This window comes from Methylobacterium sp. 1A (genome assembly GCF_058072805.1).
Window position 1 is genome coordinate 1,602,185 of the sequence record NZ_JBYQVE010000002.1, and the last position, 20,203, is coordinate 1,622,387.

Sequence of the window (20,203 nt, forward strand, 5' to 3'; positions counted from 1 at the left end):
CCCGCATGGCCGCGCCCAAACCCAAGTTGACGCCCAGCCAGGAACTGATGGCCCGCATCATGCGGATCGTCCGCTCCTGCCCGGAGGCGGCGTCTGAAGTCCTGGAGCTGATGTTCCTCGTCAGCCAGATCGAGGCGGCCACCGGGGTCGACCGGGACTATCGCGACGCCAAGCGGGTGATCAGCCGCCTGCGCAACCCGCTCTGGGAGATGGGTCCCACCGACCGGGAGAAACTCCTGGCGGCCGCCGAGACGATTCGCCGGGTCTGCCGGCTGGCCGAGGACGAGATTCCCCCCGTGCCGGTGGCCGATGCCGGGGAGCGGGCGCGGGTCGAGGGGCGGCTCGCCGCCGCCCTGGCCGGCGAGTTCGACGCGGCGCAGATCGCCCGCATCACCGGGATCGTCGCGGCGGCCCTCCAGAATTAACCCGCCGCCCGAGCCCTCGACGCCCGTGCGCGGCGTCCCCACATGGTCTCCACCGATGAACGGGACATCCGGACGCGTGTCCGGGGAGAGGTCCCGGGTCGGCACTGGAGAGACGCTGCCATGATTGCCCTACGTCCGCTCGCCGCGCTGCTCGCAGGGAGCATGGCACTGGCCGGGCCCGCCCTGGCCCAGACGCCGTCCAACCGAACCAAGACGGTGGCGCCCGGCAAGACGGTCCGCATCGAGATCGCGCCCAACCTCAAGAAGGATTGTTCTCCTGGGCCGATGCCGGAGTTCAAGGTCTCGGGCCCGCCGAAGAACGGGTCGGTGATCACCAAGGTTGGCAAGCTGAAGACGCCGGCGAGCTACCGCTGTCCCAACAAGGAAGCGGCCGTCCAGGCGCTGTTCTACCAGCCCAACAACGGATTCACCGGCACCGACGAAGTGACGTTCGAGGTCAAGAGCTCCGACGGCCAAGTCCAGACGCAGACCGTCAAGATCACGGTCGGGGGCGCGGGGACCAAATCAGGAGACGACGGCAAGAAAGAGGGCACGGATTTGTGAGCAGGCTCCGGCCGAAACGGTATCTGGCCAGTCCTGCCGCTCGGTCAGCCGTCCGGGGGCGTCACGGAGTCTCGTCCGTGACGCCTTCAGCGCTCCGGAGTGTTGCATGCAATCGACATGCCGGGCGCCATGCTCGCCGCACTGCGACAAAAGCGGGCCTGTCGGTTGCATCCGAGCCGAGACAGGATGAAGCTGTCACGGTCTGAGAGGGTTATCGAATGCCGATGCATGCGACGAACGACCTTTTCCAGAGCTTCGCCCGAGGGTACGAGGCCCGCCGCGACACGGAGATGACGCTCTCCGAGTACCTGGAGGCCTGTCGCGACGAGCCCCTGATGTACGCCTCGGCCGCCGAGCGCATCCTCGCGGCGATCGGCGAGCCGGAATTCGTGGACACCGCCAGGGATTCGCGCCTCGGCCGGATCTTCATGAACCGGACGATCCGGACCTACCCGGCCTTCCGCGAATTCTACGGCATGGAGGAGACGATCGAGCGGATCGTCTCGTTCTTCCGCCACGCCGCGCAGGGGCTGGAGGAGCGCAAGCAGATCCTCTACCTGCTCGGACCGGTGGGCGGTGGTAAGTCGTCGCTGGCCGAGCGGCTGAAGCTCCTGATGGAGGTTCACCCCGTCTACGTACTCAAGGCTGGGGACGAGGTGTCGCCGGTCTTCGAGAGCCCGCTGGGCCTGTTCGACCCCGAGACCATGGGCGAGGAGATCCAGCGCCGCTACGGCATCCCGCGCCGCCGCCTGACCGGCCTGATGAGCCCCTGGGCGCTCAAGCGCCTCGACGAGTTCAACGGCGACATCTCGCGCTTCAAGGTGATCAAGGTCCGGCCGTCGCGCCTGCGCCAGATCGCCATCGCCAAGACCGAGCCGGGCGACGAGAACAACCAGGACATCTCGTCCCTGGTCGGCAAGGTCGACATCCGGCGGCTGGAGACCCTGTCGCAGGCCGATCCCGATGCCTACTCCTACTCGGGCGGCCTGAACCGGGCGAACCAGGGCATTCTCGAATTCGTCGAGATGTTCAAGGCGCCGATCAAGATGCTGCACCCGCTGCTCACCGCGACGCAGGAGGGCAACTACGTCGGCACCGAGAATATCGGCGCGATCCCGTTCACCGGCGTGATCCTCGCCCACTCGAACGAGGCTGAGTGGCAGACCTTCAAGACCAACAAGAACAACGAGGCCTTCATCGACCGGATCTACGTGATCAAGGTCCCGTACTGCCTGCGCGTCACCGAGGAGCAGCGGATCTACGAGAAGCTGATCTCCGGCTCGGAGCTGTCGGACGCGGCCTGCGCCCCCGGCACGCTGGAGATGCTGGCGCGGTTCTCGGTGCTGTCGCGGCTCCGCGAGCACGCCAATTCCAACGTCTTCTCCAAGATGCGGGTCTACGACGGCGAGTCCCTGCGCGAGGTCGATCCCCGCGCCCGCTCGATGCAGGAGTACAAGGACACGGCCGGCGTCGACGAGGGCATGGACGGGATCTCGACCCGTTTCGCCTTCAAGGTGCTGGCCGCGACCTTCAACCACGACACCACCGAGGTCTCGGCCGACCCGGTGCACCTGATGTACGTGCTGGAGCAGTCGCTGCGCCGCGAGCAGCTCCCGCCCGAGACCGAGAAGAAGTACCTGGAATTCATCAAGACCGAACTGGCCCCGCGCTACGCGGAGTTCATCGGCCACGAGATCCAGAAGGCCTACCTCGAATCGTACCACGATTACGGGCAGAACCTGTTCGACCGGTACATCGACTACGCCGACGCTTGGATCGAGGACCAGGACTTCAAGGACGCCGAGACCGGCCAGCTCATGAACCGGGAGCTCCTGAACCAGGAGCTGACCAAGATCGAGAAGCCCGCCGGGATCGCCAACCCGAAGGACTTCCGCAACGAGGTGGTGAAGTTCGCCCTGCGCTCCCGGGCGCAGCACGGCGGCCGGAATCCCAGCTGGACCAGCTACGAGAAGCTGCGCGAGGTGATCGAGCGGCGGATGTTCTCCCAGGTGGAGGAGCTGCTGCCGGTGATCTCCTTCGGCTCGAAGAAGGACGGCGAGACCGAGAAGAAGCACGGCGAGTTCGTCGAGCGCATGGTCGCGCGCGGCTACACCGAGCGGCAGGTCCGCCGCCTGGTGGAGTGGTACATGCGGGTGAAGCAGGCCGGCTGAGGGACGACGGGGCTCGACCGGCCCGCTCGGTCGGCCGGGCCCCGTTCCGACCCTCCGCCGCCACAGTTTCGGACGACCGGCCGGCGAAGATCGCGGCCCTGCTGCCAAAGAGGGATCCTTCCCTCCGGTGACGGCATGGTACGACAAGGGTCCGGACCCGGCCGGAGCACGCGGACGAGGGTTTTCGCAGCGGATGCACATCGTCGACCGACGTTTGAACCCGGGCGGCAAGAGCCTCCCGAACCGCCAGCGCTTCCTGCGGCGCGTGAAGGACGTGGCCCAGCGCGCGGTGCGGGAATCCGCCCGCGAGAAGGACATCAAGGATCTCGGCAAGGACGGCCGCGTCACCGTGCCGGCGGACGGCGTCCGGGAGCCCCGCTTCTCGCGCCAGCCCGGCACCGGCCTGCAGGACCACATCCTGCCCGGCAACAAGACCTACGTGGAGGGCGACACGATCGAGCGCCCGCCGGGCAGCGGCGGTGGTCGCGGCTCAGGCGAGGGCGGGGAGGGCGGCGAGAACAGCGAGGACGCGTTCCGCTTCGTGCTCACCCGCGAGGAGTTCCTGGAACTCTTCCTCGAGGATCTGGAGTTGCCGGACCTCGCCAAGCGTCGCCTCGCCATCGTCGAGACGGAAGGGTTGCGCCGGGCGGGCTACACGGTCACCGGCTCGCCGGCGAACCTCGCGCTCACCCGCACCCTGCGGAACTCGATGTCGCGGCGGATCGCCCTCAAGCGCCCGAAGCCCGACGAGGTCGCGGCCCTGGAGGCCCGGCTCGACGCCCTCGCCGAGGGGCACCCGGAGCGGCCGGACCTGGAGCAGGCCCTGTTCCGGCTGCGCGAGCGCGCGAAGCGCATCCCCTACGTCGACCCGATCGACCTGCGCTTCCGCCGGTTCGAGCCCTATCCGCGGCCGATCGCGCAGGCTGTGATGTTCTGCCTGATGGACGTGTCCGGCTCGATGACCGAGCACATGAAGGACCTCGCCAAGCGATTCTACATCCTGCTGCACATCTTCCTGACGCGCCGCTACCGGCACGTCGAGATCGTGTTCATCCGCCACACCGACCGGGCGACCGAGGTGGACGAGGAGACCTTCTTCGGCTCCCGCGAGACCGGCGGCACCCTGGTCTCGTCGGCGCTCGTGGAGATGAAGCGCGTCATCGCCGAGCGCTACGACCCGAACGACTGGAACATCTACGCGGCCCAGGCCTCGGACGGCGACAACGTCTCGTCCGACGGGCCGACCTCCACGGAGCTGCTGCGGTCGCACATCCTGCCCGCCTGCCAGCACTTCGCCTATCTGGAGGTGGGCGACGAGAACGGTCCCCGCGCCGGCTTCGTCGAGCACCGCACCACCCTGTGGCGGACCTACGAGGTCATCGCCAAGGCGGGCGGCCCGATCGCCATGCGCAAGGTCAACCACCGCCGGGAGATCTACCCGGTCTTCCGCGAGCTGTTCGGCCGCAAGGAAGGCCGCGCCGAGGCGGAGGCGTGATGGCGGCGCGCGCATCGACCGATCGGGAGGCCGCATGACGCTCGTCAAGGCACGCACGCCCCAGATCATCGCGGGCAACCAGAAGCCGCTGTTCACCGGCAACGACTGGGATTTCGACACGATCCGGCGGATCCACGACGCCTGCGAGGCGGTGGCCGGGCCGCAGCTCGGACTGTCGTGGTACCCGAACCAGATCGAGATCATCACGGCCGAGCAGATGCTCGACGCCTACGCGTCGATCGGCATGCCGCTGTTCTACAAGCACTGGTCGTTCGGCAAGCACTTCGCCCAGCACGAGGCCGGCTACCGCCGCGGCCTGATGGGGCTTGCCTACGAGATCGTCATCAACTCGGACCCGTGCATCTCCTACGTCATGGAGGAGAACACGGCGACGATGCAGACGCTGGTCATCGCGCACGCCGCCTTCGGCCACAACCACTTCTTCAAGAACAATTACCTGTTCCGGCAGTGGACCGACGCCGAGGGCATCCTCGACTACCTCGACTTCGCCAAGGGCTTCATCGCCCGCTGCGAGGAGCGCTACGGCCACCAGGCGGTGGAGCAGGTGCTCGACGCCGCCCACGCGCTGATGAGCCAGGGCGTCCACCGCTACCCGCGCAAGAAGCGGCCGGACCTCGCCTCCGAGCAGCGGCGCGAGCGCGAGCGGATCGAGCACGGCGAGCAGATCTACAACGATCTCTGGCGCACCCTGCCGCAGAAGATCGGCACGGCGCGTCCGGACGCGGCCGCCGAGCGGCGCAAGGCGCTGCTCGAACTGCCGCAGGAGAACATCCTGTATTTCCTGGAGAAGGCCGCGCCCCGCCTGCGCCCCTGGCAGCGCGAGATCCTGCGCATCGTCCGCCTGGTCGCCCAGTACTTCTACCCGCAGCGCCAGACCAAGGTGATGAACGAGGGCTGCGCGACCTACTGCCACTACCGGATCATGAACGCCCTGTCGGAATCCGGGCAGATCACCGAGGCGGCCTATCTCGAGTTCCTGCAGTCGCACACCAACGTCATCCGGCAGCCGAACTACGACGACCGCTCCTACGGCGGCCACAATCCCTACGCGATCGGTTTCGCGATGATGCAGGACATCGCCCGCATCGCCGAGCAGCCGACCGAGGAGGATCGGGCGTGGTTCCCCGATATCGCGGGGGTCGGCGACGCCATGGCGGTCCTGCGCGACTGCTGGGAGAATTACCGGGACGAGAGCTTCATCCAGCAATTCCTGTCGCCCAAGCTGATGCGTGACCTGCGCCTGTTCCACGTGGTCGACGATCCCGACGAGCCGGAGCTGCGGGTGGAGGCGATCCACGACGAGCGCGGCTATCGCAAGCTGCGCCGCTCCTTCGCGCGGCAGTACGACGTGGCGTGGCTCGACCCCGACATCGAGGTGGTGGACGTGGATCTGGAGGGCGACCGGCGCCTGATCCTGCACCACAAGGCGATCAACAAGATCACCCTGCAGAAGGACGACGCCAAGCGCGTGCTGCAGCACCTCGCCGACCTCTGGGGCTACGACGTGGTGCTCAAGGAGGTCGAGCCGGCCAGCGGCGCGGTGCTCGGCGAGATCACCGCCAGCGCGCGGCCGATCTTCTTCTGAGCGGGACGGCGGGAGGGCGCCTCCCGCCCGATTCCCCGTCCTGATGTGGCGTCCGGCCGAAACCCTCGATGGCGGCAGCCCTCCGTCATCACGAGCGCAGCGAAGTGACCCAGGGTCGCGCGACATCGGTGAATGTAGCGCCGACTGGATCGCTTCGCGCCGCTCGCCAAGACGGCACCGGCCGATCGACCGGGACCTTCCGATGAGGACGGCAGTTCCGAAGGCCTCGTGATTGCCTCGGCGGTACCGCCGTGCTGCATGGGGCAATGACCGCCACGATCCTCACCCTCGCCGAGACCGGCGACTTCCTCGACCGCGAATTCCCGCAGATGCAGGCGGGCGGCCGCGCCTACCACCTCGAGGCCGTGGGACCGCTCTCGGCGCGGATGCGGCTCGAAGCCCACGAGCGCTTCCTGCGTCCCGGCGCGACCGTGTCGGGGCCGGCCATGATGGCGCTCGCCGACTACGCCCTCTACGCGGCGATCCTGGCCAATATCGGTCCCGTGGCGCTCGCGGTGACGACGAGCCTCACCTTCAACTTCCTGCGCAAGCCCGCCACGGGGGATCTCGTGGCCGAATGCCGGCTGCTCAAGCTCGGCCGGCGCCTCGCCGTCGGCGAGGTGTCGATCACCGCCGTCGGCAGCCCGGACCTCGTCTGCCACGCCACCGGCACCTACTCGATCCCGCCGCGCTGACGCGCCAGGCCGTCATCGCGAGCGGAGCCAAGCGCGCCGGGGCTTCGCGACACTCGAGAGCGTGGCGCTGCTGGGTTTTCGCTCCGCTCGCCATGACGAGGGTGCCCGGCTCAGCCGACACGCGCCTCGGCGAGCCGGGCGGCGTAGCGGGCGATCAGGTCGACCTCCAGGTTGAGCCGGTCCCCCTGCCGCCGCTCCCCCCAGGTGGTGACCTGGAGCGTGTGCGGGATCAGCAGCACCGAGAACAGGTCGTCCGCGACCGCATTCACGGTGAGCGAGGTGCCGTCGAGGCAGACCGAGCCCTTCTCGGCGATGAACTTCTTCACGGCGGCCGGGGCCCGCAGGGTGAAGCGCTCGCTGGCGCCCCAGGCATCGGCCGTCACGCTCACGCGCTCCACGATCTCGGCGAGGCCGTCGACGTGGCCGGTGACGAGATGGCCGCCGAGCTCGTCGCCGATCTTCAGGGAGCGTTCGAGGTTGATCCGCGTGCCCGCCGCCCAGGTGCCGACGGTGGTGCGCGCCAGCGTCTCGGCGGCGGCGTCGACCGCGAAGACGCAGCCGCCCGGGGCCGGCTCCACCGACACGGCGGTGAGGCACGGGCCCGCGCAGGCGATCGAGGCGCCGAGCGCGATCGTCGCCGGGTCGTAGGCGGCGCGGATCGCGATCCGGCGCAGGTCGCCCGCGCCGGAGACCGAGACGACCGTGCCGATGGCGCTGACCAAGCCCGTGAACATCGCTTACGTCCTGTTGCGTTCGTAGGTCACGGCCGTATCGGGCCCGAGCTGCAGCCGCTCTGCCTCCCGGAACCGGTCGTCCGCCAGGGCCTCCGCCAGGGCCGGGCCCAGCGCCGGCAGGCCGCCCGCTGCGCCCAGCTCCGCCGGCCCGGTGACCAGCGTGCAGGCATCGATCAGATCGGCCCGGGCCAGCGCCTCCGCAAGGCGGGGGCCGCCCTCGCTGCACAGGCGGGTCAGGCCGCGCTCCCCCAGATGCGCCAGGGCCGCCGGGAGATCGATCCCGCCGGCCGCGTCCGCCGGCACGGTCGCCACCTCGACCCCGAGCGCCTCCAGGGCCCGCCGCGCGTGGGCCGGGGCCGAGCGGGTCGTGAGCACCAAAGTCGGTGTGTCGCGGGCGGTGCGGGCGAGGACGCTCGCCGGGGAGAGCCGCAGATGCGTGTCGAGCACGACCCGCAGGGGCGAGCGCGTGCCGAGGCCCGGCAGCCGCACGGTCAGCGACGGGTCGTCGGCCCGGGCGGTGCCGATGCCGATCAGGATCGCGTCGGCGTGGGCCCGCCACAGGTGGACCGCCCCGTCCGCCACCGGCCCGGTGATCCGCAGGCGCTCCGGCCCGGCGGAAGCGCAGAAGCCGTCGCGGGTGCGGGCGAGCTTGAGGTGCAGGGCCGGGCGGCCGCGGGTCACCCGGGTGACGTGGCCGACATGGTCGCGCGCCGCCTCCTCCCGCATCAGCCCGGTCTCGACCGCGACGCCGCCCCGCCGCAGGAGGTCGTGGCCGCGCCCGGCCACCCGCGGGTCGGGATCCTCCAGGGCGCTGACCACCCGGGCGATCCCGGCGGCCAGGATGGCGTCGGTGCAGGGCGGCGTGCGGCCGTGATGGGAGCAGGGCTCCAGGGTGACGTAGAGGGTCGCGCCGCGGGCAGCCTCGCCGGCGGCGGCGAGCGCCACGGGCTCCCCGTGCGGGCGCCCGCCCGGCGCCGTGGCCGCCGTCCCGAGGATGCGGCCGGTTTCGGGCTCGACCACGACGGCGCCGACCGACGGGTTCGGCCAGGTGGTGCCGAGCCCGCGTCGGCCCAGCGCCAGGGCGAGGCGCATGAAGTTCGGGTCGCCGCTCATGGACGCCCGGCGCGGCGCCGCCCCGACGCCTCGGGCTCCGGGTCGCCCTCCGGACCCGGCGCGGCCGCCGGTACCGGCGTGCCGTCGCTCAGCGTGCCGAGCAGCTCCTCGAAGTCCCGGGCCTCGCGGAAGTTCTTGTAGACGGAGGCGAAGCGCACGTAGGCGACGTCGTCGAGGCCCTTCAGCCCCGCCATCACCAGCTCGCCGATCGCCTCGGAGGTCACCTCGGGCTCGCCGGCGCTCTCGAGCTGCCGGGTGATGCCGCTGACCAGCCGCTCGATCCGCTCCGGATCGACGGCGCGCTTGCGCAGCGCCACGTCGATGGAGCGCTGGAGCTTGTCGCGGTCGAACGGCACGCGCTTGCCCGAGCGCTTGAGCACCACGACCTCGCGGAGTTGCACGCGCTCGAAGGTGGTGAAGCGGCCGGCGCAGTCCGGACAGACCCGGCGGCGCCGGATCGCGGCGCCGTCCTCGGAGGGCCGCGAGTCCTTCACCTGGGTCTCGGAGCCGCCGCAGTAGGGACAGCGCATGGATCTCGCTACTCGGGCATGGAAACGGCCGCGGACCGGTCGGATCCGCGGCCGTTTCCTAATCCACCGCGGGCCGGCCCGGAAGACCGGCCCCGCCTCAAGCGGCCCTCTTGCCTCAGCCGTAGATCGGGAACCGGTCCGTCAGCGCGTGGACGCGGGTCTTGACGTCGGCCTCGACCGCGCTGTCGCCGGCCTCACCCTTGGCGGCGAGCCCGTCCAGCACCTCGACGATGAAGCCGCCGATCTGCTTGAACTCGGCGACGCCGAAGCCGCGCGAGGTGCCGGCCGGGGTGCCGAGCCGGATGCCCGAGGTGATGGTCGGCTTCTGCGTGTCGAAGGGGACGCCGTTCTTGTTGCAAGTGATGTGCGCCCGCGACAGGGCCGCCTCGGCGGCCTTGCCGGTGAGGCCCTTCCGCTGGAGGTCGACCAGCATCAGATGGTTGTCGGTGCCGCCCGAGGTGATGTCGTAGCCGCCCGAGATCAGCGTGTCGGCGAGCGCCCGGGCGTTCTCCACCACCTGGCGGGCGTAGATCTTGAACTCGGGCTTCAGCGCCTCGCCGAAGGCCACCGCCTTGCCGGCGATGACGTGCATCAGCGGGCCGCCCTGGAGACCGGGGAAGATCGCCGAGTTGAACTTCTTGGCGAGCGCCTCGTCGTTCGTCAGGATCATGCCGCCGCGCGGGCCGCGGAGGGTCTTGTGGGTCGTCGTGGTGGCGACGTGGGCGTGCGGGAACGGCGACGGGTGGACGCCGGCCGCCACGAGGCCCGCGAAGTGAGCCATGTCGACCATGAAGTAGGCGCCGACCGAGTCGGCGATCTCGCGGAACTTGGCGAAGTCCCAGTGGCGCGGGTAGCCCGAGCCGCCGGCGATGATCACCTTCGGCTTGTGCTCCTGGGCGAGCTGGGCGACCTGCTCCATGTCGATCCGCTGGTCCTCGCGGCGCACCGTGTAGGAGACCGGCTTGAACCACTTGCCCGAGACGTTCGGCGGGGCGCCGTGCGTCAGGTGGCCGCCGGCGGCGAGGTCGAGGCCCAGGAAGGTATCGCCGGGCTGCATGAGCGCCAGGAACACGCCCTGGTTGGCCTGGGAGCCGGAATTCGGCTGCACGTTGGCGAAGCCGCAGTCGAACAAGCGCTTGGCGCGCTCGATGGCGAGATCCTCGGCGATGTCCACGAACTGGCAGCCGCCGTAGTAGCGCCGGCCCGGATAGCCCTCGGCGTACTTGTTGGTGAGCACCGAGCCCTGAGCCTCCAGCACGGCGCGGGAGACGATGTTCTCCGAGGCGATCAGCTCGATCTCGTGCTGCTGGCGGCCGAGCTCCTTGGCCACCGCCTCGGCGATCTCGGGGTCGGCTTCCGTCAGCGGGGCGGCGAAGAAGCTGTTGGAGAAGTGCTTGTCGGCGGCGGTACCGGCGCTCATGGTCTGCCTCTGTTCTGGTAGGGGCGATGCCCGGCCTTTCGTCGGCGTGCACGGGCGGGCGTTGAAGGTGGGATTCCTACACGCGCCGAGGGCTCAGGCCAAGCACAGGCATTTTGCTCGCGCGCCAAGAATAATTTGTCGCAGCCTGCCGCGGCGACCTCGAGAGTGCTGCCGGCATATTTTCCTTCTCTGCCACTAGCGGCTCGATAAAAGGAAAAAAGTCATGGAATAAATCATGAACGTTTCGAAGATCAGAGACGCGATGCGGTACTGTGATCTGCCGGATGCCCTAGATTATTCCATCACTGAGCTTCGGCTCGGCCTGCCTTCATCGCTCGACGGCAGGACCAGCGCTGCCCCGGTTCAAGCGATCTGGGAGATCAAGACCGGCAATGCGCAGTAGACGCCGGCTCGCGCGCGCGAACTGCGCAGAGATGTCGGCGTGGATGACAGTTTTCCCGTCATAGAGGTTCACTTGAGACGAGGAAACTCGGTCAAGGGACTGTCAATATCCGCGATCCTACTCGGAGAGAGGTTGCCATGAGCATGAAAGCCTACGCGCTCTGCGCGGGCGCGATGCCTGGTGTGGCGGAATGGCAGGCGGCCATCCACGAAAACGGGTTCGATCTGAAACTCGACGCCGCGCGCATACCGCCGGCCACGCAAGGGCATCTGCCCGCGACCTGGCGGCGCCGCGAGGCCGGCTTCGAATGCCAGATCATTCCGCTGTCGGATCTGACAGACACCTATACCGACATCGACTTCGGTGGGCCGTGGACGTGCGTCTATGCCTTCTACTTCGCCACGCTCCCGGCTTGCGCCGGCGCGTGGATGGCTGTCGCGGCCTGCGTGGCCCGGTCGGGCGGTATCGTCTTCGATCCGCAAGAGGGGCATCTGCTCACCGCCGAGGACGCGATCCGCTACGCGCGCGACACGGTGGCGCGCATCGTCAGTCTGGACGTGCAGTTCGACGCCTCGGCGGGCGGCTGAGGCCGGACGGCGTGTCGCGCCGTCAGGCCCGCGGGGCGAGGTTCGTCTCGATCAGGACCGTCTCGGTCTCGAACGCGGCCGCGTGCCACGCCCCTGCCGGGAAGTGGAACACGCTGCCGGCCGAGAACGGCTCGCGGCCCCGCTCGGTCTCCAGGATCCCCGAGCCCGAGAGCACCTGCACGAACTGCTCGTGATCGTGGCTGTGCGCCGGCGCCGAGACGCCGGCCGGGACGACCACGCGCACGAGGCTGGCGCCCGAGCCCGGGATCGTGCGCTTGGCGACGCCGTTCCCGCCGAGGCTCTCGGCGCGGTCGTCCCAGGCGGTCAGGTAATCGCTCATCACGGGTCTCCTCGCTGGCAGGGTGCCGCTCCGATCGGTCGGGTCAACGCTCGACCGGACCCCGCCCCCGCGTCAACCGGTCCCGCCGGGCTGGCGGCCGCGCCGGCCCTTGCCGGCCGCGGGGTCGGCCGGCGCCGGATCCGGTCGGGCCGGGTTGGTCGACGGCGCCGGAGGCACGGCGCTCGCGGACGGCGTGCCGGAGGTGGGCCAGAAGGTCTCGAATAGCTCCTGCATCGCCCGGATGTTGTTGCCCTGAACCTCGGCCCCGGTGCGCAGCATCTGCTGGAACATGTCGGAGCCGGCCTCGCCCGCGCTCGCCTGCGGATTGGCGGCCGGCTTGGCGGCGGGTCTGGCGGCCGGCTTCGGCGGAGCCGGCGGCTCGACGGCGGGCATCATCGCCCTGGCCATCTCGGCCCAGGCCGGGCCGAACGGGAACGGCACGGGCGGCGGCGGCGCGCTCGGCCGCGCCGGCTCGGCCTGCGGCTGGTTCAGCATGACGTGGACGATGCTCGCCACCACGGCGCCCGCCATCATCGGCAGCATCTGGCGCAGGACCTGCGCGCCGACGCCGCTCGTCGCCGAGGCCTGCCGCAGCACCGCCTGCATCAGCTGCGCCGAGCCGAACATCTGGCCGAGGGCCTCGAACCCCTGCGCCGGCGCCGGCTTGGCGGCCTCCAGACCGAACATCCGCGCGAAGCCGGTCGGGTCCAGGCCGACGCTGCGCTGGAGGCCGAGCGTCAGGGCCGGCATCAGCGCCTCGAAGGCGCGGGCCGTCTGCTCGGTCGTCAGGCCGAACGGCTGGCCCATGGCCTGAAGCCCGGCCTCGCCCTGGGCCTGGAACATCTCGAGCGGGTTGAACATGACGCCTCGATCCTGTCCCGGCCGGGACCGCCCGGGACAGGGCATCGTGACCCTTTGCGCGGGGAAATACCAGTTCCCACCCGCGGAACTTGTGCCTCCGCGCCGCCGTCTCAGCTCAGCGGCTCGGGATGAGCGTGCCCCGGCGGCAGCGGCGCCGCCCGGTGGGGCGCCTCGGCGGCGACGTCCGGCTCCGGCCGGCGTGGGCCGACCCCCTCCAGCCGGTCGACCGTGCGGCGGGCGAGCAGGATGCCGAGCGCGCCGAAGACCAGGGAGCCGACCCCCATCCCGGCCACCACGCCGCGGGGGCCGTAGAGCGACGCGCCGAGCATGGCCGGCGGGATCGTCCCGAGCGTCGCTCGGCCCCAGTTCAGCAGCGTCGAGCGCAGCGGGAAGCCGAGATTGTTGAAGGCGGCGTTGCCGAGGAACAGGAGCCCGTTGAAGAACCAGATCGCGCCGCCGACGAGGCAGAAGAAGCCGAACAGCTCGGCCGCGACCCCCTGCAGGCCGAACAGGCCGGCGAGCCACCCACGGGCCAGCGCCAGGAGGAGCCAGACCGCGGCGCAGTAGGCCAGAGTCACCCGGATCGCCGCGCCGAGCACGCCGCGCATCCGGTCGAACAGGCCCGCGCCCCAGTTCTGCGCCAGGATCGGGCCGATCGCCCCCGACAGCGCGAACAGGCCGCCGAAGGCCACCGGCGTCAGCCGGTCGATCACCGACGCGGCCGCGACCGCGTCCGCTCCGTAGCCGGCGAACAGACGTGCCAGGAAGGCGCTCGCCACCGAGGGGGCGAGGTTCGTGAGCACGGCCGGGCCCGCGACACCCGCCAGGGCGGCCGCGTCGGCCGGCAGATCGGACAGGCGCGGCCGGCCCAGGAGGCCGTGCCGGGCGACGCCGCGGACGCCCACCGCCACGAAGGTCGCGCGCGCCGCGCAGACCGTGATCGCCGCGCCCGTGACGCCGAGGCCGGCCCCGAAGATCAGCAGCGGATCGAGGAGCGCGGTGATCACGGCGCCGGCCAGGGTGACCGACATCGCCTGCCGCGCCTCGCCGACCGCGCGCAGCAGGCCGGTAAACAGCATGCCGGCGGCGAGCAGCAGGTTCGACGGCAGGGTGATGTAGAGGAACAGGACGGCCACCCGCAGTGCCTCGCCCTGCGCGCCGATCAGGGCCAGGAGCGGGCCGGCCAGCAGCGCGATCAGCCCCGCGATGAGGGCGGCCACGAGGCTGCCGAGGACCAGCGCCGAGGTCGCGAGGCGCCGCGCCGCCGCGCGGTCGCGCGCGCCGACGGCCTTCCCGACCAGGGCGCCGGCCGCGATCATCAGGCCGATATTCACCGCCGTGGCGAAGAACTGGACGATGCCGGCGAAGCCGACCGCCGCCGTGAGGTTCGGGTCGCCCAGCGTCGAGACGTAGAGCAGCGACAGGAGGTCGACGACGAAGATCGCCATCAGCCCCGCCGAGCCGGTGGCCGCCATCACCACGACGTGGCGGAGGATCGAGCCGGTGACGAAGCGGCCCGCCTCCGCCGGGGGCGGCCCGTCGGACATGTCAGACATCCCGCCCGTCACGCATCCCGGGCACTGCCTTCCGCCTCGAGCTCGGCCTCCGGATCGGACTCCTCGGCGGCCTCCGTCTCCTGCGGGGCCAGGGCGGGCTTCTCCAGGAGCCGCTCGGCGGCCTCGCGCCGGTCGCTGCCCACGAGGTCGCGGGTCTCGGTGCTGAGCGCCCGGGCCGGCCGGACCGGGGCGGTCAGCGGCTCGGGCTTCAGCCCGGCCGCGGCGCCGCGCATCCAGCTGGACCCGTCCGGCAGGGCGCCCGCCTGCTGCAGGACCAGCCGCGCGATGTCGCGCTTGCGCACGTCGTCGGTCCGGGCCGTGGCGGCCTCCGGCGACAGGCCGAGCCCCTCCAGGGCCGCCCGCCCGAAGGCGAGGGCGGATTCGGCGGTCTCGCGGATCTGATAGTCGACGTCCCGGTTCATCAGCTCCACCGCGTGCAGGCGGTCGTAGGCCCGCACGAAGGTCCGCACGCTCGAGAATTCCTCGTGGACGATGTCGACGATCTTGAGGGCGCCCTCCCGGTCGTCGACGCAGATGCAGACCAGCTCGACCCGGCCGATCCCGGCGGCGCGGAGCACGTCGAGGCGCGTGCCGTCGCCGTAGTAGATGCGGAAGCCGAAGCGCGAGGCCGCGCGCAGCTGCTCCACGTCCTTGTCGATCACCGTGACCGGGATGCCCTCGGCCATCAGCACGTGCGTCAGCACCTGCCCGAACCGGCCGAAGCCGATCACCAGCACCCGCGCGTCGCCGCTCTCGGACAGCTCGGTGGAGGGCTCCTCCAGCGCGAAGGTGCTGCGCGCGTTGCGCCGCTCGATCAGCTTGTCGAGACCCTTGGCGGCGATGGGGCCGATCAGCATGGTCAGCGCGGCGAGCGCCACCGCGAAGCGCGTCGCCGTGGCGCCGGTGAGGCCGAGATCCTGGGCCTGCGGCAGCAGCACGAAGGCGAACTCGCCCGCGGGCGCCAGGACCGCGGCCCCCCGCAGGGCCCCGAGGGTGTCCGAGCCGAACAGCCGGAACAGGCCGGCCACGATGGCGACCTTGACCAGGATCGCCGCCAGGGTCGCGCCGAACAGGGCCGGCCAGACCTCGCGTACGAGCGTGCCGTCGATCGACATGCCGACGCTCATGAAGAACAGGCCGAGCAGCATGCCGCGGAACGGCTCGATGTCGGCCTCCAGCTGGTGGCGGAAGTTCGACTCGGCGAGCAGGATGCCGGCGAGGAACGCGCCCATCGCCATCGACAGGCCAACCTGCTCCATGAGCAGCGCGGTGCCGAGCACCACCAGGAGCGCCGCGGCGGTCATCACCTCCCGGGCGCCGCTCGCCGCGAGCAGCCGGAAGAACGGGTTCAGGCCGTAGCGGCCGACCAGCACCACCGCGAGGATCGCCGCGAGCGCCTTGCCGGTGGAGACCGCGGCCTCCCCGAGCCAGGAGACGTCGGTCGCCTCGCCGGCCGAGGCCAGCAGCGGCATCAGCGCCAGGATGCCGACCACCGATAGGTCCTGGAACAGCAGGACCGCGAAGGCGCGCGCGCCGTAGGCGCTGCCGAGATCGCCCCGCTCCTCCAGGAGCTGCAGGGCCACCGCGGTGGCCGAGAGGGCGAGCGCGAGGCCGATCACCGCGGCGGCCCCGAAGCTGAGGCCCGCCACGAGGCCGGCGCCGCCGAGCACGAGCGCGCAGACGACGAGCTGCGCGGCGCCGAGGCCGAAGATGTCGCGGCGCATCGAGACGAGCTGCGACAGGTGCAGCTCCAGCCCGACGATGAAGAGCAGGAGCACCACGCCGATCTCGGCGACGCTCGCGGCCGTGTCGGGCTCGGCGATCAGCGACAGGCCGGAGGGCCCGATCAGCACGCCGGCCACGAGGTAGCCGAGCACGGCGCTCTGCCCGATCAGCCGGAAGATCGGCACGCCGATCACGGCCGCCGTGAGGAAGGTCAGGACCGGCGGCAGGAAGCTCGCATGTTCGACGGGGCTCGCCATGGTGATCGTCCCGGCGGTTCTGCTGGATCGGCGCAGGTGGAGCTTCCGCTTAGCGCGCACGGGGCCGGGATGCGAGCCGTAAGCGGGTGCCGTTCGGCACCGACGGGCCCGCGCGGGGCGGTTCGGCCCCGGCTCGGCCCGAGAGGCGCGCTCAGCCCAGAGACGCGCTCAGCCCAGAGACGCGCTCAGCCCAAGAGGCGGGGGCGCGCCCGGTGCGATCCGTCGATGAACTCGAAGCCGCCGGCGGCGCTCAGCATGTGCAGGCGCGTGCCCGGCCAGGCCGCGCCCGGGCACAGGCGCGTCTCGACCCGCTGCGCGTAGGCCTCCTCGTCGAGGCGCAGGATCCGGGCGAGGCCGAGCGCCGCGCCGTAGCCCTGGCGGCAATCCTGGACGGGCCGGATCAGGCCGCCGTCGCGCGCCACGATCGGGCCCGCGGCCCGGGCGGAGCCGATATCGATCAGCACCGGGTTGTGCCGGTGCGGGGTCCAGGGCCCGCGGAAATGCGGCGCGTGCCAGAGATGGAGCGTGTCGGAGTAGCTGCCGCCGCCGGCCCGGACCGTGGCGAACATCCACCAGCGGCCGCCGTGCTGCAGCAGGGTCGCGTCCCCGGCCACGACCCCGTCGAGGAGCACCGCCTCGTGGACCCAGCCGCGCGGGAAGTCGGTGGCCCGGTAGAGGTCGATCGTCCCGGAGGCGTGGGATTCCGGGATCATCCAGACCTGCCCGTCCGCCTCGAACACGAACGGGTAGGAGAGGTGGGTTTCGAGCTCGAGCACCGGCTCCGGGCGGCCGCGGGGCCCGTTCGCCCCGAAATCCACCGCTGCGATCACGCCCTTGCCGCGGCGGTAGTCGAATTCCTCCACGAACAGGGTCACGGCGCCGTCCCGGGCGATCGCGAAGGGGTCGGCGTAGAAGCGGCGCCCGTCGTCGGGAAGGACCTGCCAGCCGCCTTCGGGATGCCGGCGCAGGTCGATCAGGTCGGGGCCGACGATCCGCCGCCAGCCCACCCGCCAGTGCGGGCCGTGGAAGCAGAGGGCGTAGAGCCGACGGGCGATCTGGCGGGCGAGCCCCCCGGCGGCCCGGCGGCGGGCGCCCAGGCCGCCGAGGTCGTAGGCGGCCGCCGGCCGCAGGGGTGCTCCGGCGCCGTCGGGGAGTGCCGTCGAGGCGGCGCCGTCCAGGGCGGCGAGGATCAGCGTGATGGTCCGCGCGAGGTAGCCCTCGAAGGCCGTGAGCATCACCGTGTGCGATTCCGTGCCGAGGCGGCCGACCGCCACCGGCGCACCGTCCGGCCCGCGCAGGGCCGCCACCGGCGCCCCGTGGGCGAACAGGGCGGCGAGGAGGCCGGCCTCGCCCGGCATCCCGTCGTAATCGAGCCGCCAGGTCGGCGCCGGGCCCGGATCCGCGGGGCTGTCCGAGAGGTCGAGGACGAGGTCGGCGGCGCTCCAGACGGGCTCCGCGCCGTCGGGGCCCGCCTCGTAGGGGGCGAGGGCCACCGGCTCCGCCGCGGTCGCCAGGCCCGGCCGCGGCAGGCCGTGGATGGCGGCCTCCAGGCGGAACAGGAGCTCCGCGTTCGGCGGCAGGCCCTCCGCGTGCTCGACCCAGGCGACGCGGATCCGATGGTCGGGCCGCTGCCCGAGCTGGTCGAGGAGCCGGATGTGCCAGCCGCGCAGGGACCGGCGGTCGAGCCGCACGACGATGGTCCGGGTGCGGGCGCGCGTCCCGGAGGGCGACGGCTCCGTCCGGGCGGGAGCCCGGCCACCGGTCGCCGACGGCCGGTCCGCGCCTCCGATCACCCGCTCCATCAGCCGGTCAGCCCCGCGCCCCGCGTGCCGGATTTCGTATCGACGCTCACGGCGGCCAGACCCAAGATGCGCCCGGCCTCGACCCTCGATACGGTCGAGCCGGGCTCGAATGCTGTTACGCCGCGCCACGATCGAGCACGGCCGCGTGACTGTCTACAGGTTCAAGCTTAACGTGCGGGACGATTTCTGGAGGATGAACCGAAAAAATCGAAACGCCGTCCATCAAATAAACGCGTGTTGGCGGGTCGTGATACAGTGTCGCGAGGCGGTGGCAGTTCGCCGTGGGGAACCCCACCTCCAGCTGGACCGTTCGCCAGTCAAGGACGTGGTGCGGAGACAGGACATGACGCGCAAGACGCTGACGATGCCCCTCGCGGCGATGCTCCTCGCCGCCATTCCCGGAACGGCCTTCGCCTGGGGCGGCGGTGGCGGTGGCGGCGGCGACAGCGGGAGCGGCCTCTCGCCCTACGCGGCGCTGAGCGGCAACGATCGCTCGGCGGGGGTCAACAACGGCAATTACCGTGACCCGGCCCTCGACCCCTATATCCGGACCTACGATCCGGAGGCCGCGGCCCGCTACGCGGCGCCCCCGGCCGCGCAGCCGCGCCTGCGCGTGCGGCCGTATTACGGGTACCCCTACTGAGGCGATCTGCCTGAGGCGATCCGCGGAGGCCGTCTCGCGACGGCCTCGTCGTTCAGGAGCGTCCGACGCCGCTCGCGGCCCGGACGCGCTTGAGCGTCCACGGTCCGCCCGAGAGCTTGCAGCCGGTGCCGCGGACGAAGCGGCTGCGGCTCGGCGCGATCACTGATGCCAGGAAGTTGCGGCAGATCAGCTCGTCCGAGACGTACGGGAGCCCGGTCGGATTGACCGACCCGTGAAGCCCGGTCTCCGGGTTGTCCCACTTGACCGGCCGCCCGTTGCCCTGCGGATCCAGGGCGACGCTCAGGGCGGCCCGTGCCCGGCGCCAATCCTCCTCGGCGAGGTCGTCCCCGAAGCTCACGGGCCGCTTCTCGATGCTGCCGGTGACGGTCGGCTCCTCGACGACGCGCGGTGGCGCCGCCGGCGGATCGCCCCGGAAGACCAGTAGGGGCTGGCTGCAGCCGCACAGGGCCATCGCCATCGCCATCGACACCACCGACACGGACGCGCAGATGCGCGAACGCCGGCTTGGCCCTTTACACGCGCATCCCCGCATTACACCTGACTCACGACGGGCTATTCGCTCGACCGAACATGCCGATGTCGGTGCCCCCTCAGGCCCTGGACGCGGCTGGCAGGAGTCTTGGCGTGGATCAGTTAAGGACCGATGACCCGAAGCGCGCGGACTTCACGCTGAGCGAGGACCCCGTTGGGCTGTTCGCGGCCTGGATGAAGGAGGCCGAGGCCTCCGAGCCCGAGGACGCGAACGCGATGGCGCTCGCCACCGCCGGATCGGACGGGCTGCCGGACGTGCGGATGGTCCTGCTGAAGGACTTCGACGCGCGAGGCTTCGTCTTCTACACCAACACGCAGTCCACCAAGGGGGAGGAGCTGGCGCAGAATCCCCAGGCGGCCCTGGTGCTGCACTGGAAGAGCCTGCGCCGGCAGGTGCGGGCCCGCGGGCCGATCACGCCGGTCACGGCCGCGGAGGCCGACGCGTATTTCCAGAGCCGCCGCCGCGAGAGCCGGCTCGGGGCGATCGCCAGCCAGCAATCCCGCCCGCTGGCCGACCGCGCCACGCTGATGAACGCGGTGGCGGAGCTGTCCGAGCGGTACGGCGACGGGCCAATCCCCCGGCCGGAGCACTGGACCGGATTCCGGATCGCGCCGGTGAGCGTCGAGTTCTGGCAGAACGGCGATTTCCGCCTGCACGACCGGGTCCGCTTCACCCGGACGGGCGCGGGCTGGAGCCGGGCGCGGCTCTATCCCTGACATCAAG

The 20,203-nt window shown here is 71.2% G+C and carries 20 protein-coding genes; 10 read left to right on the plus strand and 10 right to left on the minus strand.

Going from position 1 to position 20,203, the window contains the following annotated elements; translation table 11 throughout:
* Window positions 1–5: 5 nt before the first annotated feature.
* The 6 genes from ACX9MN_RS27615 (at window position 6) to ACX9MN_RS27640 (ending at window position 6,956) form a co-directional block, all read left to right on the plus strand.
* A complete protein-coding gene (locus tag ACX9MN_RS27615; RefSeq protein ID WP_026605037.1) occupies window positions 6–425 on the plus strand; it encodes a hypothetical protein in 420 nt (139 codons plus the stop codon).
* 120 nt (window positions 426–545) lie between these two features.
* Window positions 546–989 (plus strand): Ig-like domain-containing protein, encoded by a 444-nt coding sequence (locus ACX9MN_RS27620; RefSeq protein ID WP_489726361.1) that lies wholly within the window; start codon window positions 546–548, stop codon window positions 987–989.
* Window positions 990–1,207: 218 nt separating this feature from the next.
* Window positions 1,208–3,160 (plus strand): PrkA family serine protein kinase, encoded by a 1,953-nt coding sequence (locus ACX9MN_RS27625; RefSeq protein WP_020093872.1) that lies wholly within the window; start codon window positions 1,208–1,210, stop codon window positions 3,158–3,160.
* 193 nt (window positions 3,161–3,353) lie between these two features.
* The gene (locus ACX9MN_RS27630; protein ID WP_489726010.1) at window positions 3,354–4,655 is read left to right on the plus strand and encodes a YeaH/YhbH family protein; all 1,302 of its coding nucleotides are present in this window, start codon (window positions 3,354–3,356) and stop codon (window positions 4,653–4,655) included.
* A 34-nt stretch (window positions 4,656–4,689) separates the two neighbouring features.
* Window positions 4,690–6,261 (plus strand): SpoVR family protein, encoded by a 1,572-nt coding sequence (locus ACX9MN_RS27635; RefSeq protein ID WP_132367012.1) that lies wholly within the window; start codon window positions 4,690–4,692, stop codon window positions 6,259–6,261.
* A gap of 266 nt (window positions 6,262–6,527) precedes the next feature.
* Entirely contained in the window at window positions 6,528–6,956 is a 429-nt protein-coding gene (locus tag ACX9MN_RS27640; protein WP_091681860.1) for a PaaI family thioesterase, read from the plus strand.
* Window positions 6,957–7,066: 110 nt separating this feature from the next.
* On the opposite strand, the gene ACX9MN_RS27645 is transcribed toward ACX9MN_RS27640, so the two are convergent.
* From ACX9MN_RS27645 to glyA, 4 genes are all read right to left on the minus strand, one after another.
* Window positions 7,067–7,690, minus strand: a complete 624-nt coding sequence (locus tag ACX9MN_RS27645) for a riboflavin synthase (protein ID WP_489726011.1) — start codon at window positions 7,688–7,690, stop codon at window positions 7,067–7,069.
* A gap of 3 nt (window positions 7,691–7,693) precedes the next feature.
* Complete coding sequence (gene ribD / locus ACX9MN_RS27650; protein WP_427509707.1) at window positions 7,694–8,803, minus strand: bifunctional diaminohydroxyphosphoribosylaminopyrimidine deaminase/5-amino-6-(5-phosphoribosylamino)uracil reductase RibD; 1,110 nt, start codon at window positions 8,801–8,803, stop codon at window positions 7,694–7,696.
* Window positions 8,800–9,333: a transcriptional regulator NrdR gene (gene nrdR, locus ACX9MN_RS27655; RefSeq protein ID WP_056523583.1), complete on the minus strand. Its 534-nt coding sequence runs from the start codon at window positions 9,331–9,333 to the stop codon at window positions 8,800–8,802. Before nrdR ends, ribD begins: the two co-directional genes overlap by 4 nt.
* 115 nt (window positions 9,334–9,448) lie before the next feature.
* Entirely contained in the window at window positions 9,449–10,753 is a 1,305-nt protein-coding gene (gene glyA, locus ACX9MN_RS27660; RefSeq protein WP_012320887.1) for a serine hydroxymethyltransferase, read from the minus strand.
* Between the two features lie 235 nt (window positions 10,754–10,988).
* Here glyA and ACX9MN_RS27665 point away from each other — a divergent pair, with 235 nt between their 5' ends.
* Together ACX9MN_RS27665 and ACX9MN_RS27670 are read left to right on the plus strand one after the other, a co-directional pair.
* The gene (locus tag ACX9MN_RS27665; protein WP_489726012.1) at window positions 10,989–11,156 is read left to right on the plus strand and encodes a hypothetical protein; all 168 of its coding nucleotides are present in this window, start codon (window positions 10,989–10,991) and stop codon (window positions 11,154–11,156) included.
* A 137-nt stretch (window positions 11,157–11,293) separates the two neighbouring features.
* A complete protein-coding gene (locus tag ACX9MN_RS27670; RefSeq protein WP_489726013.1) occupies window positions 11,294–11,743 on the plus strand; it encodes a hypothetical protein in 450 nt (149 codons plus the stop codon).
* 22 nt (window positions 11,744–11,765) lie between these two features.
* On the opposite strand, the gene ACX9MN_RS27675 is transcribed toward ACX9MN_RS27670, so the two are convergent.
* From ACX9MN_RS27675 to ACX9MN_RS27695, 5 genes are all read right to left on the minus strand, one after another.
* Window positions 11,766–12,083 carry a cupin domain-containing protein gene (locus tag ACX9MN_RS27675; RefSeq protein WP_100252789.1) on the minus strand — a complete coding sequence of 106 codons (318 nt, stop codon included), beginning with the start codon at window positions 12,081–12,083 and terminating at the stop codon, window positions 11,766–11,768.
* A 72-nt stretch (window positions 12,084–12,155) separates the two neighbouring features.
* Entirely contained in the window at window positions 12,156–12,944 is a 789-nt protein-coding gene (locus ACX9MN_RS27680) for a DUF937 domain-containing protein (protein WP_427509704.1), read from the minus strand.
* Window positions 12,945–13,054: 110 nt separating this feature from the next.
* Window positions 13,055–14,491 (minus strand): MATE family efflux transporter, encoded by a 1,437-nt coding sequence (locus ACX9MN_RS27685; protein WP_489726014.1) that lies wholly within the window; start codon window positions 14,489–14,491, stop codon window positions 13,055–13,057.
* A 17-nt stretch (window positions 14,492–14,508) separates the two neighbouring features.
* A complete protein-coding gene (locus ACX9MN_RS27690; protein WP_489726015.1) occupies window positions 14,509–16,482 on the minus strand; it encodes a monovalent cation:proton antiporter-2 (CPA2) family protein in 1,974 nt (657 codons plus the stop codon).
* 185 nt (window positions 16,483–16,667) lie between these two features.
* Complete coding sequence (locus ACX9MN_RS27695) at window positions 16,668–18,284, minus strand: glucosamine inositolphosphorylceramide transferase family protein (protein ID WP_489726016.1); 1,617 nt, start codon at window positions 18,282–18,284, stop codon at window positions 16,668–16,670.
* A gap of 343 nt (window positions 18,285–18,627) precedes the next feature.
* Between ACX9MN_RS27695 and ACX9MN_RS27700 the strand changes: the two genes are divergently transcribed.
* Window positions 18,628–18,927, plus strand: coding sequence for a hypothetical protein (locus ACX9MN_RS27700; RefSeq protein WP_020093859.1), 300 nt, complete (start codon window positions 18,628–18,630; stop codon window positions 18,925–18,927).
* A 52-nt stretch (window positions 18,928–18,979) separates the two neighbouring features.
* On the opposite strand, the gene ACX9MN_RS27705 is transcribed toward ACX9MN_RS27700, so the two are convergent.
* Window positions 18,980–19,480, minus strand: a complete 501-nt coding sequence (locus tag ACX9MN_RS27705) for an RT0821/Lpp0805 family surface protein (protein ID WP_489726017.1) — start codon at window positions 19,478–19,480, stop codon at window positions 18,980–18,982.
* Between the two features lie 92 nt (window positions 19,481–19,572).
* Here ACX9MN_RS27705 and pdxH point away from each other — a divergent pair, with 92 nt between their 5' ends.
* A complete protein-coding gene (gene pdxH, locus ACX9MN_RS27710; protein ID WP_489726018.1) occupies window positions 19,573–20,196 on the plus strand; it encodes a pyridoxamine 5'-phosphate oxidase in 624 nt (207 codons plus the stop codon).
* Window positions 20,197–20,203: the final 7 nt, after the last annotated feature.

Bases quoted from the DNA above. Each gene is read 5' to 3' on its own strand.
- ACX9MN_RS27615 (WP_026605037.1), top strand. From the start codon at position 6: ATGGCCGCGCCCAAACCCAAGTTGACGCCCAGCCAGGAACTGATGGCC.
- ACX9MN_RS27620 (WP_489726361.1), top strand. From the start codon at position 546: ATGATTGCCCTACGTCCGCTCGCCGCGCTGCTCGCAGGGAGCATGGCA.
- ACX9MN_RS27625 (WP_020093872.1), top strand. From the start codon at position 1,208: ATGCCGATGCATGCGACGAACGACCTTTTCCAGAGCTTCGCCCGAGGG.
- ACX9MN_RS27630 (WP_489726010.1), top strand. From the start codon at position 3,354: ATGCACATCGTCGACCGACGTTTGAACCCGGGCGGCAAGAGCCTCCCG.
- ACX9MN_RS27635 (WP_132367012.1), top strand. From the start codon at position 4,690: ATGACGCTCGTCAAGGCACGCACGCCCCAGATCATCGCGGGCAACCAG.
- ACX9MN_RS27640 (WP_091681860.1), top strand. From the start codon at position 6,528: ATGACCGCCACGATCCTCACCCTCGCCGAGACCGGCGACTTCCTCGAC.
- ACX9MN_RS27645 (WP_489726011.1), bottom strand. From the start codon at position 7,690: ATGTTCACGGGCTTGGTCAGCGCCATCGGCACGGTCGTCTCGGTCTCC.
- ribD (WP_427509707.1), bottom strand. From the start codon at position 8,803: ATGAGCGGCGACCCGAACTTCATGCGCCTCGCCCTGGCGCTGGGCCGA.
- nrdR (WP_056523583.1), bottom strand. From the start codon at position 9,333: ATGCGCTGTCCCTACTGCGGCGGCTCCGAGACCCAGGTGAAGGACTCG.
- glyA (WP_012320887.1), bottom strand. From the start codon at position 10,753: ATGAGCGCCGGTACCGCCGCCGACAAGCACTTCTCCAACAGCTTCTTC.
- ACX9MN_RS27665 (WP_489726012.1), top strand. From the start codon at position 10,989: ATGAACGTTTCGAAGATCAGAGACGCGATGCGGTACTGTGATCTGCCG.
- ACX9MN_RS27670 (WP_489726013.1), top strand. From the start codon at position 11,294: ATGAGCATGAAAGCCTACGCGCTCTGCGCGGGCGCGATGCCTGGTGTG.
- ACX9MN_RS27675 (WP_100252789.1), bottom strand. From the start codon at position 12,083: ATGAGCGATTACCTGACCGCCTGGGACGACCGCGCCGAGAGCCTCGGC.
- ACX9MN_RS27680 (WP_427509704.1), bottom strand. From the start codon at position 12,944: ATGTTCAACCCGCTCGAGATGTTCCAGGCCCAGGGCGAGGCCGGGCTT.
- ACX9MN_RS27685 (WP_489726014.1), bottom strand. From the start codon at position 14,491: ATGTCCGACGGGCCGCCCCCGGCGGAGGCGGGCCGCTTCGTCACCGGC.
- ACX9MN_RS27690 (WP_489726015.1), bottom strand. From the start codon at position 16,482: ATGGCGAGCCCCGTCGAACATGCGAGCTTCCTGCCGCCGGTCCTGACC.
- ACX9MN_RS27695 (WP_489726016.1), bottom strand. From the start codon at position 18,284: ATGGAGCGGGTGATCGGAGGCGCGGACCGGCCGTCGGCGACCGGTGGC.
- ACX9MN_RS27700 (WP_020093859.1), top strand. From the start codon at position 18,628: ATGACGCGCAAGACGCTGACGATGCCCCTCGCGGCGATGCTCCTCGCC.
- ACX9MN_RS27705 (WP_489726017.1), bottom strand. From the start codon at position 19,480: ATGCGGGGATGCGCGTGTAAAGGGCCAAGCCGGCGTTCGCGCATCTGC.